At 70.0% G+C, this 15,052-nt stretch carries 10 protein-coding genes; 6 read left to right on the top strand and 4 right to left on the bottom strand.

Annotated elements, in window-relative coordinates:
* Positions 1-9: 9 nt before the first annotated feature.
* The 4 genes from A5691_RS06110 to A5691_RS06095 are packed head-to-tail and all read left to right on the top strand — an operon-like array spanning position 10 to position 3,919.
* Positions 10-1,011, top strand: a complete 1,002-nt coding sequence (locus A5691_RS06110; RefSeq protein WP_068017371.1) for a daunorubicin/doxorubicin resistance ABC transporter ATP-binding protein DrrA — start codon at positions 10-12, stop codon at positions 1,009-1,011.
* Positions 1,008-1,823: an ABC transporter permease gene (locus A5691_RS06105; RefSeq protein WP_067749897.1), complete on the top strand. Its 816-nt coding sequence runs from the start codon at positions 1,008-1,010 to the stop codon at positions 1,821-1,823. Before A5691_RS06110 ends, A5691_RS06105 begins: the two co-directional genes overlap by 4 nt.
* Positions 1,820-2,647, top strand: a complete 828-nt coding sequence (locus tag A5691_RS06100; RefSeq protein WP_068017368.1) for an ABC transporter permease — start codon at positions 1,820-1,822, stop codon at positions 2,645-2,647. The genes A5691_RS06105 and A5691_RS06100 overlap by 4 nt, the downstream gene beginning before the upstream one ends.
* 18 nt (positions 2,648-2,665) lie before the next feature.
* Positions 2,666-3,919, top strand: a complete 1,254-nt coding sequence (locus tag A5691_RS06095) for an acyltransferase (protein WP_068017363.1) — start codon at positions 2,666-2,668, stop codon at positions 3,917-3,919.
* 10 nt (positions 3,920-3,929) lie between these two features.
* On the opposite strand, the gene pks2 is transcribed toward A5691_RS06095, so the two are convergent.
* A complete protein-coding gene (pks2, locus tag A5691_RS06090) occupies positions 3,930-10,211 on the bottom strand; it encodes a type I polyketide synthase (protein WP_068017360.1) in 6,282 nt (2,093 codons plus the stop codon).
* Positions 10,212-10,495: 284 nt separating this feature from the next.
* On the opposite strand from pks2, the gene A5691_RS06085 reads away from it, so the two are divergent.
* Positions 10,496-11,725: a permease gene (locus tag A5691_RS06085; protein WP_067749888.1), complete on the top strand. Its 1,230-nt coding sequence runs from the start codon at positions 10,496-10,498 to the stop codon at positions 11,723-11,725.
* Between the two features lie 78 nt (positions 11,726-11,803).
* Positions 11,804-12,493 (top strand): flavodoxin, encoded by a 690-nt coding sequence (locus tag A5691_RS06080; protein ID WP_067749886.1) that lies wholly within the window; start codon positions 11,804-11,806, stop codon positions 12,491-12,493.
* Between the two features lies 1 nt (position 12,494).
* On the opposite strand, the gene A5691_RS06075 is transcribed toward A5691_RS06080, so the two are convergent.
* The 3 genes from A5691_RS06075 to rsmD form a co-directional block, all read right to left on the bottom strand.
* Positions 12,495-13,748 carry a trans-acting enoyl reductase family protein gene (locus A5691_RS06075; protein ID WP_067749884.1) on the bottom strand — a complete coding sequence of 418 codons (1,254 nt, stop codon included), beginning with the start codon at positions 13,746-13,748 and terminating at the stop codon, positions 12,495-12,497.
* A gap of 180 nt (positions 13,749-13,928) precedes the next feature.
* Positions 13,929-14,411: a pantetheine-phosphate adenylyltransferase gene (gene coaD, locus A5691_RS06070; protein WP_067749883.1), complete on the bottom strand. Its 483-nt coding sequence runs from the start codon at positions 14,409-14,411 to the stop codon at positions 13,929-13,931.
* Positions 14,412-14,488: 77 nt separating this feature from the next.
* Positions 14,489-15,043 (bottom strand): 16S rRNA (guanine(966)-N(2))-methyltransferase RsmD, encoded by a 555-nt coding sequence (rsmD, locus tag A5691_RS06065; protein ID WP_067890721.1) that lies wholly within the window; start codon positions 15,041-15,043, stop codon positions 14,489-14,491.
* Positions 15,044-15,052 lie beyond the last annotated feature (9 nt).

Below are 15,052 nucleotides of genomic sequence, written 5' to 3'. Positions count from 1 at the left end.
GGGGGGCCGGTGAATCACGCACGCAGAGCGACGGACAAGGCGGTCGTCGTCGACAAGGTCCGCAAGACCTTCGGCGATTTCGTGGCCTTGCACGAGGTCAGCTTCGAAGTCGGCCGGGGCGAGGTGCTCGGTCTGCTCGGCCCGAACGGCGCGGGCAAGACGACGCTCGTCGACATCCTGTCGACCCTGAGCCGGCCGGACAGCGGCCGCGCCGTGGTCGCCGGCTACGACGTCGTCCGGGAACCGGCCGGTGTCCGCCAGGCCATCATGCTCACCGGGCAGCAAGTCGCGATCGACGACATGCTCACCGGCGGCGAGAATCTGGTGATGTTCGGTCGGCTGTTCGGCTTGAGCAAGTCGGCGGCCCGCGCCCGCGCCAAGCAACTCATCGACGAATTCGATCTGGCATACGCCGCCGACCGCCGGGTGAAGACCTACTCCGGCGGCATGCGCCGCCGGATCGACATCGCCTGTGGCCTGGTGGTCCGGCCCCAGGTGGTGTTCCTCGACGAGCCCACCACCGGCCTGGATCCGCGTAGCAGGCAGAGCATTTGGGACCTGGTCGGCAAGTTCAAGGACATGGGCGTCGCCACGCTGTTGACGACGCAGTATCTCGAGGAGGCGGACGCGCTGGCCGACCGGATCGTCGTCATCGACCACGGACGGGTGATCGCCGAGGGGACGGCCGACGAGCTCAAGGAGCGCACCGGCGGCAGCTATTGCGAAATCGTGCCGCGGCGCCTCGCGGATCTGCCGGTGATCGCCGACGTGCTCGGCCCGTTGCTGCCGGAGAAGATCAGGGCCACCCTGACGCCCGATTCGGATCGAATCGCGATCCCCGCCCCGGACGGCGCCAACACGCTCGTCGAGGCCGTCGGGCGATTGGCCGCCGCCAACATCGAGGTGGCTGACGTGGCCCTGCGGCGACCGTCGCTCGACGACGTATTCCTCGCGCTGACAGACGAATCCCCCGCCGCGCGCACCCCCGTCGCTACCCGGGCCGTCGGGTGACCGCCACCGCGACCACCGAGCGGCACCTGTCCACGCTGACGCAGTGGTGGGTCCTCACCGTCCGCTTCATCGCACCGACGCTGCGCAACGGAGAGCTGCTCGTGACCGTCGCGTCGTCGGTCGTTTTCACCGCCGGCTTCTACATCCCGCTGCATCAGATCATGGGCACCGCGACCAAGGGACTGTCCAGCAGCTACGCGCAATACGTGATGCCGCTGATCGCGCTGCAGGCGATCACCTTCGCCGCGATGTCGACGGCGTTTCGTGCCGCGACCGATTCGGTGCAGGGCATCAACCGCCGGTTCCGGTCCATGCCGATGGCCCCGTTCGCCCCGGTGGGAGCCCGCGTCTCGGCCGCGGTGTACCGGTGCACGGTTTCGGTGGCGGTGGCGGTGGTCTGTGGCTACGTGATCGGATTCCGGTTCCACCGGTCGGCGATCTACGTCGTCGCCTTCTGCCTGTTGGTGGTGGCCATCGGGTCGATGCTGTCCTTCGCGGCGGACCTGGTGGGCACCGGGACGCGCAACCCGGAGGCCATGACACCGCTGCTCATCCTGCCGCCGCTGATCTTCGGACTGCTGTCCACCGGAGTCCAACCGGCGCAGCAGTTTCCGCACTGGATCCAGCCGATCGTCCGCAACCAGCCGGTGTCCCAGTTCGTGATCGCCCTGCGCGCCCTGGCCGGGGACGCCGCCCCGTACGGAGGGTCGGTGACGTGGCCGGTGCTGGCGCCGACGCTGGCGTGGTTGTCCGGGTTGACGGCGCTGCTGATACCGGCATCGGCGATCGTTCTGGCCAGGCGGGCGCGATGACCCTGGTCCACGAAGCCACCGATCCGTTCGTCGAACGGCGCCGTCACCACGAGGACTCGCCGCGGGCGCTGGCGACCCAGACGTGGGTCCAGACGCGGCGGATCCTGCTGCGCTGGGCGCGCGACCTGACGGCGGTGATCGAGGCGCTGGTGTTGCCCGTCCTATTCCTGCTGACGCTGAACATCATTCTGGGCAACGTCATTTCGCAGGTCACCGGTCACAGCGCGCTGTACGGCACGGTTCCGCTGAACGCGCTCGCCGCCACGATCAACGGCGCGGCGATCGGGGCGATCGGCCTCATCGGGGAACGCTCCGACGGGCTGCTGCGCCGGCTATGGGTGGTGCCCGTGCACCGCGCGTCCGGTGTGCTCTCGCGCATCGCCGCCGAAATGATTCGGATCATGATCACCACGCTGGTCGTGCTGGGCGTCGGAATGCTGCTGGGTTTCCGCTTCCGGCAGGGTTTCCTCGCCAGCCTGACCTGGTTCGTCGTCCCGCTGATATTCGGGCTGGCGTTCGCGACCCTGATCACGATGGCGGCGTTGTACACCGCGAACAACTTTCTGCTCGAGACGGTCACTCTCCTGCACGTTCTGGCCGTCGTCTTCTCGACCGGCTTCCTGCCGGTGGACCAATTCCCGAAGTGGATACAGCCGGTGGTCGCCCACCAGCCGATGAGCTACGCGATCGAAGCCATGCGTGGCCTGTCGCTGGGCGGCCCGGTGCGGTGGCCGATGATCGCCACGCTGTTGTGGGCGGGCGGCATCACCGCCGTGTGCATCGTGCCGACGCTGGTCGGCTATCGACGGGCCAGCACGAGCTGACAAGGGGGTAGTGGGACAATGTTTCCCGGATCCGTGATCCGAAGGCTGACGCGCAGCGAAGAGGTCTTCGCGGTCAACGAAACCTATTTTGCCTTCACCGCTTTCATCATCGGTCCCGTCGACCTCGACGCGATGGCCGACGCCTTCGACGCGCTGCTCGAGTCCCATCCGGTGTTCACCGGCCGGCTGGAACAGGGCGACGACGGCCGCTACCAGATCGTCGCGGAAGACCTGATGCACCCGGGCATCTGGGTGATCGAGGGTGACGCCGATCCGGCATCGGCCGGCATGCGGCTCGACCAGACGCAAACCTTGCTCAATCTCCGGTTGAAGCGCAGCGGCGAGCGCACCGAACTGACCCTGTACACCCATCACAGCCTCGCGGACGCCCATCATGCGTTCGGTCTGCTCGAGGAGCTGTTCTCCCTCTACACCGATGTCGTGACCACCGGCGCACCGCCCCCGATCACACCGCAGCCCGCGCCAGAATCGCTGGAGCTGTTGCTCGAACAGCGTGGCGTGACAAAGCAGCAGCGCTCCGGGCTGGAGAAGCTGTTCAAGGCGATGTTCGCCTACGACCTGCCGGCGCAGGAGACGCCGCCGGCGATGCCGGATCCGGATGCGATCCAACCCATTCCGATCGCGCGGATCCGGTTCACCGAAGAGGAGACGGCGGAGCTGGTGGAGTTCGGGCTGGCCAATCAGCTCAGCCTCAACTCCGTCGTGGCGGCGGCGATTCTGCTGGCCGAGTGGGAAATGCGCGGCACCCCGCACATTCCGATTCCCTACATCTATCCGGTCGACCTGCGTTACCTGCTGTCACCCCCGGTGAGTCTCACCGGCAGCACGCTGCCGCTGGGCGTGGCCACCTATCTCGCCGAGATCAGGGCCGACACCGAACTGGTGGATCTGGCTCGCGGGATCGTCGAGTCCTTCCGGACCGACCTGTCGGACGGCGTGATCCAGCAATCGGCGATGCATTTCAACCTGCAGTATCAGGGCACCCCGGCCGGGCTCCCTCCGGTGGTGCTGTGCACCGACACCGGCACCATCCCCCCGCTGCGGGTTCCCGAAGAGATCGAGCTCGAGGACTTTCAGAGCGAGCTCTACTTCCCCACCCGCGCGCCCGTCGACCTCTACAGCGTCGGAACCTTCGCCAACCGGCTGTTCATCGAACACCACGCACACCTGCCCGGGCGCGAAAAGACTTTGGACGCAATACATTCGCGGCTGTGCTCGCTGGTCGACGAGGACAGCTGGGTCATGGAGTGAACCGGCGCCGTCACGATGCCGCGACGGCGCCCTCCCCTTCGGCCACCAGCGTCTCGGTCAGGTGCAGGCTCAGCGAACGCGCGGAGTTGTAGGTCGCCACGACCTTGGGGGTGATCCGTATCCCCGTCTCGGCCTCGATGCGGGTCCGCAGCTCGAGGTTGCCCAGCGAGTCCAGGCCGTGATCGGCGAACGCGCGGTCGGGATCGATCGCGCGCCGCAGGATCAGCCCCGTCTGCTCGGTGATCAGGCGCCGCAGCCGGGCCGGCCATTCGTCGGGCGGCAGCGCCCGCAATTCTGCGCGCAGCGTGGCGCCCTCGCCGCCGTGCTGTTCCCCCGCGGCCTGGAAGGCCTCGGCGAAGGGGCTGCGCGCCACCAGCGCGGCCAGCCACGGCGCGCCCGTCGTCGGGACGTAACCGGTGTAGCCGCGGTCGTACCGGAGCAGCGTCTCGAACGCGCGCGCGCCCTCGTCCGGAGCAATCATGGTGGTGCGGCCCCCGGCCGCCAGGAAGGTCGCGCGGCCGATCTCGCCCCACGCCCCCCACGCGATCGTGGTGGCGGGCAGGCCCTGGCCGCGGCGCCAATGGGTGAACGCGTCCAGCCAGCTGGAGGCCGCGGCGTAGGCGCCCTGGCCCGCGGAGCCGAACAGCGCGGCCACCGACGAGAAGCAGCAGAACCAGTCCAGCGGCTGTCCCGTTGTCGCGTGATGTAAATTCCACACGCCGTTGACCTTTGGCGCCCAGTCCTTGTCGATCAGATCGTCGGTGATGTTGGCGAGCACGGCGTCCTCGACCACCGCGGCGGCATGCAGCACCCCGCGCAGCGCTAGTCCGGTGGCCGTGGCCGCGGCCACCACCCGGGCCGCGGTGTCTGACTCGGCGATGTTGCCGCTTTCCACGACGACATCGGTTCCGTTCGCGCGCAGCCGTTCGATTGCCTGGCGCGCCTTGGGAGTGGGATTGGAGCGGGCCGTCAGCACTATCCGCCCGCACCCGGCCTTGGCCATTTCGGAAGCCAGGAACAAGCCCAGGCCGCCCAGGCCGCCGGTGACGATGTAGGCGCCGTCGTCGCGGAACACCGGGGCCTGCTCCGGCGGCAGCACCGCGCGGGTCTGGCCGGTGCGCGGCACGGTGAGCACCAGCTTGCCGGTGTGCTCGGCGCCGCTCATCACGCGGATCGCCGTCGCCGCCTCCGATATCGGGTATTCGGTGCAATTCGGTTGCGGCAGATCACCGTCCGCGATCCGCTGGTAGACCGCCCGCAACAGCTGCTGCACCCGCCGCGGGTGCGTCTTGGTCAGCAGCGCCAAATCGACGGCGTAGAACGTGAGGTTGTGGCGGAAGGGATACAGGCCCAGCCGGGCGTCGTCGTAGATGTCGCGCTTGCCGATCTCCACGAACCGCCCACCGTAGGCGAGCAGGTTGAGCCCGGCGCGCTGGGCGGCACCGGTCAGCGAGTTGAGCACCAGGTCGACGCCGTACCCGTCGGTGTCGCGGCGGATCTCGTCGGCGAACGCCGTGCTGCGTGAGTCGTAGACATGCTCGATGCCCATGTCGCGCAGCATCTCCCGCCGTTCCGGGCTGCCCGCGGTGGCGTAGATCTCCGCCCCCACCATTCGCGCGATCGCTATCGCGGCCTGACCGACGCCGCCGGTGCCGGAGTGGATGAGCACCTTGTCTTCGGCCGAGATCCCCGCCAGTTCGTACAGCCCGTACCACGCGGTGCCGTAGGCCGTCGCCGCGGCTGCGGCCTGGCCGGCGGTCATCCCGGACGGCAGGGTGGTCACCAGTCGGGCGTCACACGTGACGAACGTGCCCCAGCTGCCGTTGGCGAAACCGGAGAAACCGCCGACCCGGTCGCCGACGCGGTGGTCGGTGACGTCCGCGCCGACGCGGGTGACGACGCCGCCCAGGTCGAATCCCAGCTGGTGCGGCTCGCCCTCCAGGTCGGGGTAACGGCCAAGCGCGGCAAGTACTTCGGCGAAGTTGACGCTGGACGCGTCGATCGCGACCTCCACCTCGCCCGGGCCGGGCGTCCTGCGGTCGACGGCGACGAATTCCAGCGTTTGCAGGTCACCGGGATGACGGACCGCCACGCGCATCCCCTCCGTCTCGTGGTTCACCGTGGTGACCCGGCGTTCGTCGGCGCCCAGGGGCGTGCAGCGCAGCCGCGCCGTGTGCCACTGCCCGCCGCGCCACGCGGTCTCGTCCTCGGCCGAACCGCACAGCAATTCGTGGGCGGCACGTTCGACGTCCGCGTCGGCCTCGAGGTCGATCTGGGTGGTCCGCAGCTGCGGGTTCTCCGCGCCGACCACCCGCAGCAGGCCGCGCAGGCCGCCCTGGACCAGGTTCGGCGCGTCCCCGGGCCGCACGATCTGCGCCCGCCGCGTGATGACGTACAGGCGCGGCGGCGTCGCCGACATCTCCGGCAAGTCGCGGATCATGCGCACCACATGGCGGACCTGTTCGCGTCCGTCGAGCAGGCCCCGATCGTCCGGCTCCCCGGCCGGCGGCGGGCACACGATGACCACCCCCTCCAGGCCGCCACGCACCGCGGCGCCGAGCCGCTCAGCGTTGGGGCGGTGCTCGGCCTGCCGTGGCCAGCTCAGGAAATCTGTTTGTGCGCCAAGGGATTTCAATGTATCCGCCAGGGTCGACGCGAGCGGGTCGGCCTCGGCGGTGTCGATCAGCAGCCAGGCGCCGACCGGCCGCTCGGGCACCGGCGGCAGCGTCCGCCGCTGCCAGTCGACGGTCAGCAGCCGCTCGGCCATCAGCTCGTCGGGGCCGCCACCCCGGCCGAGGCCCATGCGCAGGCCCTGCACCGCCAGCAGCACCGTGCCGTCGGAATCCAGCAGATCGAGGTCGACGTCCACCGAGGACGCCGTCGCCGCGACGAGCCGGAGGTGGCAATAGCGGGCGCCGCGCGCCGGACCGTGGCGGCGCAGCCGCGCGACGCCCAACGGCAGCAGGCTGCCGTGGGCGGCCTCCTTGACGGCGGGGTGCGCCAGCACGGTCTGGAAGCAGGCGTCCAGCAGGGCGGGATGCACCCCGTAACTCCCCTGCTCCGCGCGGACCGCGCCGGGGAGCGCGACCTCGGCCACCACGCTGCGGCTCTTGCCTTCGGCGGTGCGCGTCGACACCAGACCGGCGAAGGCCGGACCGTACTCGACGCCGCGCTCGGCGAACGACTGTCGCAGCGCGGCACCGTCTTCCAGCTGCGGGTGGGTGGCCAGCAGGGCGGCGACGTCGCGTCGCTGCGGCTGCTCGTCGGCGACCGCGTGCAACACCGCCGCGGCGCTGCGGATCCGTTCCCCGTCGCGATCGGTCTCCACCACGAACTCGGCAACGCCCGCGTCCAGGATCGAAGCCACCGCGCTCACCGGCGTCTCGTCGTCCAGCAGCAGCATCTCCTCGAAGCGGACGTCGCGCACCTCCGCGTCCGGCCCCAGCACCGCCGCCGCGGCAGCCAGCGCCATCTCGCAGAAGCCCGCCCCCGGGAAAACCCCGACCCCGTTCACCCGATGGTCGGCCAGCCAGGGCAACGCCGCGGTGCCCACCCCGCCCTGCCACGCGTGGCGTTCCGGTTCCTCCGGCAGCCGCACGTGGGCACCCAACAGCGGATGCACGTCGAGCGTGAACTGCCCGCGCCCCGGCGCGCCCGCCCCGCCGGCGTCGACGAGCAGCCGCTGGTGGGTCCACGTCGGCAGCGGCGCGTCCACCAGCCGACCGCCCGGGTACAGCGCGGAGAAGTCGATGGCGGCGCCGGCGCTGAACAGATCCGCCAGGAAGCCCAACAGCCCGTGCGGCATCGGCTGCTCGCGGCGCATGGCCGGCAGCGCGGCGATGCCAACGTCGGAGGCGCCCGCGTTCTGTTCGACCGCCCGGGTCAGCAGCGGATGCGGCGACGGTTCACCGAAGACGCGATGGCCGTCGTCGAGGGCGGCCTGCACCGCGGCGGCGAACTTCACCGACTGGCGCAGGTTGTCCACCCAGTATCCGGCGTCGAACGCCGGCCGGGCGCGTGGATCGTCCAGCGTCGCAGAGTAATACGGCACTTCAGCCGCCGCCGGCGTCAGATCGGCGAGTTGGGCGGCCAAGTCGGCGAGGATCGGATCGACCTGGGACGAGTGCGAGGCGACGTCCACGGCCACCTCGCGGGCCATCACCTCGCGGCCCTCCCACTCCGCGACCAGATCGCGCACCGCCTGCGTCGCCCCGCCGATCACGGTGGAGTTGGGCGACGCGACCACCGAGACCACCACGTCGCCGACGCCGCGGGCGGCCAGTTCGTCGCGCACCTGCTGGGCGGGCAGCTCCACCGAGGCCATCGCGCCCGCGCCGGCGATCCGGCACATCAACGCCGAGCGCCGGCAGATCACCCTGACCCCGTCGGGCAGCGACAGCGCGCCGGCCACCACGGCCGCCGCGATCTCGCCCATCGAGTGGCCGATCACCGCCCCCGGCCGCACACCGTAGGCGCGCATCGCGGTCGCCAGCGCCACCTGGAAGGCGAACAGTGTCGGCTGCACCCGGTCGATGCCGGTGACCGTCTTCGGCGCCGACATCGCCTCGGTCACCGAGAAACCCGACTCCGCCGCGATCAACGGCTCGGCCGCGGCGACGGCGGCGGCGAACGCCGGCTCCTTGGCCAGCAGCTCGGCGCCCATCGCGGCCCACTGCGAGCCCTGGCCGGAGAAGATCCACACCGGCCCGCGATCGTCATGACCGGCCGCCGGCGCGAAAGGGGTTTCGCCGTCGGCGATTTCGCGCAGCCCGGCGATCAGCCCGTCGATGCTGTCCGCCGTCACCGCGGTGCGCACGGTCCGGTGCGCGCGTCGCCGCGCCAGGGTGTAGGCCAGGTCGGCGGCGGACACGGTTTCCCGGTGGTCGCACACCCACTCGGCCAGCCGCCGCGCCGTGTGGCGCAGCTCGTCGGCGGAGGTGGACGACAGCGGGAACAGTAGCGACCGTGCGCTTTCCGCGCCGAACCCGTCGACGTCGGGGTCGGGCGCCTGTTCGAGGACGGCGTGCACGTTGGTGCCCGACATCCCGAACGACGTCACCCCGGCCCGCCGCGGGCCTTCGCCCTTGTCCGGCCACGGCGTAACCTCCTGCGGCACAAACAATCCCGTTTCGATGCGGGCAAGTTCGTCGGGCAGGCGGGTGAAGTGGGCCATCGGCGGCACCACACCGCTCCGCAGCCCGAGCACCGCCTTGACCAATCCGACCGCGCCCGCCGCGGCCTCGGTGTGCCCGACGTTGCTCTTGGCCGATCCGAGCGCGACACGATTGCCACCGGCTCCGTAAACCTCGGTGAGACTGGCGAATTCGAGCGGGTCGCCCTTCGGGGTTCCGGTGCCGTGGGCTTCGACCATGCCGACGGTGGCCGGGTCGACTCCGGCCGCGTCCAACGCCGCCCGGTACACCGCGGCCTGCGCATCGGCGGACGGCGTCGTGATCGTCTCGGAACGACCGTCCTGATTGACCGCCGTGCCGCGGACCACCGCCAGGATCCGGTCGCCGTCGCGCACCGCGTCGGGCAGGCGCTTGAGCAGCACCACCGCACACCCGTCGGAACGGACGAACCCGTCGGCCGCGACGTCGAACGTGTGGCAGCGTCCGGTGGGCGAAAGCATGCCCTGCGCGGACGCCGACGCCGACACCCGCGGATCCAGCACCAGCATGGCGCCGCCGGCCAGCGCGAGATCACTCTCGCCGGTGTTCAGGCTCGAGCACGCCAGGTGGACGGCGAGCAGGCCGGACGAGCACGAGGTGTCGAGCGTGATCGCCGGGCCCACCAGGCCCAACCCGTAGGCGATCCGGCCGGAGGCCATGCTGAACGGGGTGCAGGTGTAGCCGTAAGCGTCCTCCATCACACCCGCGTCGCCGCTGATCAGCGTGTAGTCCTGCTGGCACATCCCCACGAACACCCCGGTCCGCGAGCCGCTCAACGACGGCGGCGCGATGCCCGCGTGCTCGATCGCCTCCCACGACGTCTCGAGCAGCAAGCGGTGCTGCGGATCGATCGCGGTCGCTTCGCGTTCGCCGAAGCCGAAGAAGGCGGCGTCGAAACCGCCGGCGTCGTCGATGAAGCCGCCCCAACGTGACACCGACCGGCCGTGCACCCCGCGCTCGGGGTCGTAGTGGTCCTCGACGTCCCACCGGTCGGGCGGGATCTCGGTCACCAGGTCGTCGCCCCGCAGCAACGCTTGCCAGAACGCGTCGGGCGAGTCGATCCCGCCCGGAAGCCGGCATCCCATTCCGATGACCGCAATGGGGGTGACCCGTGGTTCCATCGCCGCTCAACCTCGTCTCAGGCCAACCGGCGATGCTGCGAGTATCACCGGCATCAGTGCAATTGAGAGGGCGCAGCGCAGCGTCGCTCGCGCCCCCCAACCCGAGCGGGTTTCGACGCGGAACCCAACGAAGCGCCAAGCTTAGACGCTCGAAGCAATCGGGGTGGGTCGAATAGGGGATTTCGGCCGGTGCCGCCCCGTCGCGAGCCGGTGACCTGGTGTTTTCGGCCGCACCCGGGGGCCGGTCGCCCGGTTGCGAAATACCCCCTTGGGGTATAGCGTGCATGGGAGTATCCGAGCCACGAAGCGGGGATCAAGTGACACACACGGCGCTGGGGGCGGTCGGGCACGCGTTGGCGGTTGCCGGGTCGATGACGTGGGAAATTCTGTGGGCGCTGATCCTGGGCTTCGCCCTGTCGGCGGTGGTGCAGGCGGTGGTACGGCGCTCGACCATCGTCTCGCTGTTGGGCGACGACCGGCCGCGCACGCTGGCCGTGGCCGCGGGGCTGGGTGCGGCCTCGTCGTCCTGCTCCTACGCCGCGGTCGCCTTGGCCCGCTCGCTGTTTCGCAAAGGCGCCAGCTTCACCGCCGCCATGGCCTTCGAGATCGGGTCGACCAACCTGGTCGTCGAGTTGGGCATCATCCTGGCCCTGCTGATGGGCTGGCAGTTCACCGCCGCGGAGTTCGTCGGCGGGCCGCTGATGATCGTGGTGCTGGCGGTGTTGTTCCGGTTGTTCGTGCGGTCACGCCTGATCGACGCCGCCCGCGCGCAGGCCGAGCGGGGCATCGCCGGATCGATGGAGGGCCACGCCGCCATGGACATGTCGATCCAGCGGCAGGGTTCGTTCTGGCGACGGCTCTTCTCCGGAGAGGGCTTCACCTCGGTTTCGCACGTGTTCGTGATGGAGTGGCTGGCGATCCTGCGGGATCTGGTTCTGGGCCTGTTGATCGCCGGCGCGATCGCGGCGTGGGTGCCCGCAGCGTTCTGGCGCGGCTTCTTTCTGGCCGACGACCCGGGCCTGTCGGCGCTATGGGGACCGATCGTGGGACCGGTCGTGGCGATCGTCTCCTTCGTCTGCTCGATCGGCAATGTGCCGCTGGCCGCGGTCCTGTGGAACGGCGGCATCAGCTTCGGCGGGGTCATCGCGTTCATCTACGCCGACCTGCTCATCCTGCCGATCCTGAACATCTACCGTAAGTACTACGGCACCAAGATGATGCTGACCCTGCTGGGCACGTTCTACGCCTCGATGGTGGCGGCCGGCTATCTGGTCGAATTGCTCTTCGGCGCAACCAAACTCATTCCCACCCAGCGGAACGCGACCGTCATGGAGGCGGCCATCTCGTGGAACTACACGACGTGGCTCAACATCGCCTTCCTGGCCGTCGCGGCGGTGCTGGCCATCCGGTTCGTCACCTCCGGCGGCATGCCCATGCTGCGGATGATGGGCGGTTCCCCCGATGCCGAGCATGAGCACGACTGCCACCACGACCACGGCCAGCAACCTCACTAGCCCGATTGCCCAGAACCGCATCCACCGGCGATGATGCTCCGAAGCGATCGGCAACGGTCGAGAAGGAGTGGCTGAAAGATGACGGACATGTCGGCCGATCACGGCCCCCGGCCCCGCGTCCTGCTCCTCTACTACACGTTCACCGGGCAGGTGCTCGCCGTGCTCGAAACCGCGGGTGAGGTGTTCAGCGAACGGGGGTGGGAGGTGCACCGCGCCGCGATCACCTTCACCGATCAACGGTATTCGCAGCGGTTCAGCGTCTTTCCGTTGCGGCACGCGGCGCTCGACCTCCTGAGCGTGCTGCCCGCCCAGCTGCGGCGGGCGACGGGTGAGATCGAAACCCCGGACGAGGTGCGAAACGCCGCCTACGACCTGATCTGCATCGGTTCCTCGACATGGTGGTTCACCATGAACATGCCGATGCGAACCTTCCTGAAGTCAGACGAGGCGCGAAAGCTGCTCGCCGGCAAGCCCTTCGCGGCGTTCGCCGTCTGCCGTCGCTATTGGCGCGGCAATTTCGCGGCGGTCCGCAGGCTGGGCGAGAAGCAGGGCGGTCGCTACCTGGGCGGGGTCCATTTCGAGTACCTGGGCGGCCAGATCGCCTCCGGACTCTCGCTGATGAGCTACCTGCGGTCGGGCCGATACCGGGATCGGTATTTCGGGTTGCGCATTCCGGCGACCAATATCCAGCCGCACCAGCTGGAGCAGACCCGGATCTTCGCCCGCTCGCTCGCCGATCGACTGGCCGCCCGCAGCGCGGCGTCCTGACTCAGTTCAGCCGGATGGTGTGCATGGACACCCCGGCGGCCGGCAGCCGCGCCAGCAGCGCATCGCCCATCGCCGCCGCCGGGGTGAGCACTCCCGTCAGGTCGCTGAGTCGATCACGGTCGAGCGCCAGCGCAAGACCGCTCTCGCCGAGGAGGACTCCGGTCGCGTCGTACGCGTCGCGCTGCTGCGCGAAGGTGCCCAGGTAGCGGGCGCCGGAGGCCGTCGTCGTGTAGGTCTCGACCACGTAGTGGCCGCGCTCCCGCATCGCCTCGCCGGGCCCGGTGCCCGGCTTCGCGAGGGGCGCCAGCCACCGCCGCGGCACCCGCCTGAAGTGCCTGGTGCCGACCGCCCACCCGGCCGCCAGCGCGCCCGCGACGGCCGCGGAAGCGACCGGCGCCGCGAACGACCTGCCGAGGCTCATGGTCTCCGAGTAACGGAATCGCCTGCCGTAGGCCCAGTGCTGTAATGCGTTGCTGCGCCGAACTATTCGCGTGTTGTGGGGCCCCCAGACGAGCGGGCCCAGCCAGAAGCCGGCGAGCTCGGGCGCGATCCGGCCGCCCGCGCGCCACGGGAAGTCCCGTTGCCTGCCGAGATCGGGTTCGGCCCTTCGGTCTGTGGTCAGTGTGTACGGGTCGTTCATCAGGCGACGGGCTTGCGGGTCGCCGGACGCCGTGCGCATGGATTCGAATTCCGAGGCGACCGTGCCCCCGGAACCGCCGCCCTGGAAGAAGGAGCGAAACACGAAGGTGGTGTCGCAGAGTTCCCCGGCGCCGTCGCGGGCCGCCCGCCGATACAGCTGATAGACGTTGAGATCCGAAGGCATGGAGGCGAATCCGCACGAGACCACGATCCGCGCGCCGGTTTCGACGGCCTGCTGGTGGTATCGGTCGATGCTGTCGCGGACGAACATCACCTCCCCGGTGAGGTCGGCGTAGTCCGTCCCGGCCTTGACGCAGGCCGCCACCACCGGCAGTCCGTAATTGGTGTACGGACCGACCGTCGTCAGCACCACCCGGGCGCGGGCCGCCATGGCGTCCAGTGTCGACGGGTCCGACACGTCCGCCACGATCAGCGGCCAATCCCGTGCGGCCGGGCCGAGCGCGCCGCGGGTCGCCGCCAGCCGGTCCCGGGAGCGCCCGGCCAGCGCGACGCGGGCCGCACCGGCCGCGCCGGCCAGGTAGCGGGCCGTCAACCCGCCGGAAAATCCCGTGGCGCCGTACACGACGATGTCGAAGTCGCGCTCGGTTGGGCTCATCGCCGGATCTCCTCACCCGCTCCTCGGCGAAGAGCGGTTCAGCGACCGTATCTCGTCACCCGACGGGCGTGGGTCGCGTCCGGGAAAATCGGATCCGGTGTGAGCCGACGGGTCCCGGGACCCGCCTGGCGCAAGGCATTTCATCGCGTGCGTCCGAACCGTCCGGTGCGCCGGGGCCTTTCAGGAGCGGCCGGCGAGCTTTTCGCGCAGGCGGCGGTTGACCGGTTCGGGCAGTAGCTCCGACACGTCGCCCCCGAATGTCGCGACCTCCTTGGCCAACGACGACGAGACGAACGAATACCGTGGTGTCGTCGCGACGAAAAAGGTGTCCACCCCGGCGATGTGCTTGTTCATCTGCGCCATCTGCAGCTCGTATTCGAAGTCGGTGCCGGTGCGCAGGCCCTTCACGATCGCGGTCATCCCCCGCGACCTGACGAAGTCGACCACCAGACCCTGTCCGGCCTCGACGCGCAGGTTGGGCAGATGGGTGGTCGACTCGTTGATCATGGCGATCCGCTCGTCGAGGTCGAACATGCCCTTCTTCGCGGGGTTGGTCAGGATCGCCACCACCACCTCGTCGAACTGGGCCGAGGCGCGTTCGAAGACGTCGATGTGCCCCAACGTCACCGGGTCGAACGAGCCCGGGCATACCGCGCCACTCATGACGCGCGCCGGCGACGATGCAGAACAACGAGATGAGAAGGAGCGGCGCACATGACGAAAGACGCTACACGCCGGCCTCACGGCCGCTCGGCCATCTCCAACCGGGTGTCGCCGTACACACGTGGCGGCCGCACGGACCAGCCGGCCGGCCAGGTCAACGGCGTACCGCTGGCCGCGCGCTCCACCACCGCCACGGTTCCGGAGTGCGCCCAACCGTGGGCGACCAGGGCGGCCAACACGGCCTCCACCTCGGCGGCCGCCACGTCGTAGGGCGGGTCCGCCAGGACGAGGTCGACGGGGTTCGCGGCTCCGGCGGCCAGGACGGCGGCGACCGCGCCGCGGCGCACCGTCGCGCCCGCCAAACCCAGGGCGTCGATATTGCGCGCGATGACGGCCGCGCTGCGCTGATCGGACTCCACGAACAGAGCCGAGGCCGCCCCCCGCGACAGCGCCTCCAATCCCAATGCGCCCGAACCGGCGTAGAGATCCAGCACCGCCGCGTCCGTCAGGTCTTTTCGCGCGGTCAGGATGTTGAAGAGCGATTCACGCACCCGGTCGGTGGTCGGCCTGGTCCCGCGCGGCGGGACGGCGATGCGCCGGCCGCCGGCCACGCCGCCGATGATGCGGGTCACGTGCCCACG

The organism is Mycobacterium sp. E183, assembly GCF_001667735.1.
Taxonomy (GTDB): Bacteria; Actinomycetota; Actinomycetes; order Mycobacteriales; family Mycobacteriaceae; genus Mycobacterium.
Note: the sequence above shows the minus strand (reverse complement) of the source record. Positions and strands in the feature narration are given on the sequence as shown.

Coding starts and splice junctions, on each gene's coding strand:
- A5691_RS06095 (WP_068017363.1), top strand. CDS start 2,666: ATGTTTCCCGGATCCGTGATCCGAAGGCTGACGCGCAGCGAAGAGGTC.
- A5691_RS06080 (WP_067749886.1), top strand. CDS start 11,804: ATGACGGACATGTCGGCCGATCACGGCCCCCGGCCCCGCGTCCTGCTC.
- pks2 (WP_068017360.1), bottom strand. CDS start 10,211: ATGGAACCACGGGTCACCCCCATTGCGGTCATCGGAATGGGATGCCGG.
- A5691_RS06075 (WP_067749884.1), bottom strand. CDS start 13,748: ATGAGCCCAACCGAGCGCGACTTCGACATCGTCGTGTACGGCGCCACG.
- A5691_RS06100 (WP_068017368.1), top strand. CDS start 1,820: ATGACCCTGGTCCACGAAGCCACCGATCCGTTCGTCGAACGGCGCCGT.
- A5691_RS06085 (WP_067749888.1), top strand. CDS start 10,496: ATGGGAGTATCCGAGCCACGAAGCGGGGATCAAGTGACACACACGGCG.
- coaD (WP_067749883.1), bottom strand. CDS start 14,411: ATGAGTGGCGCGGTATGCCCGGGCTCGTTCGACCCGGTGACGTTGGGG.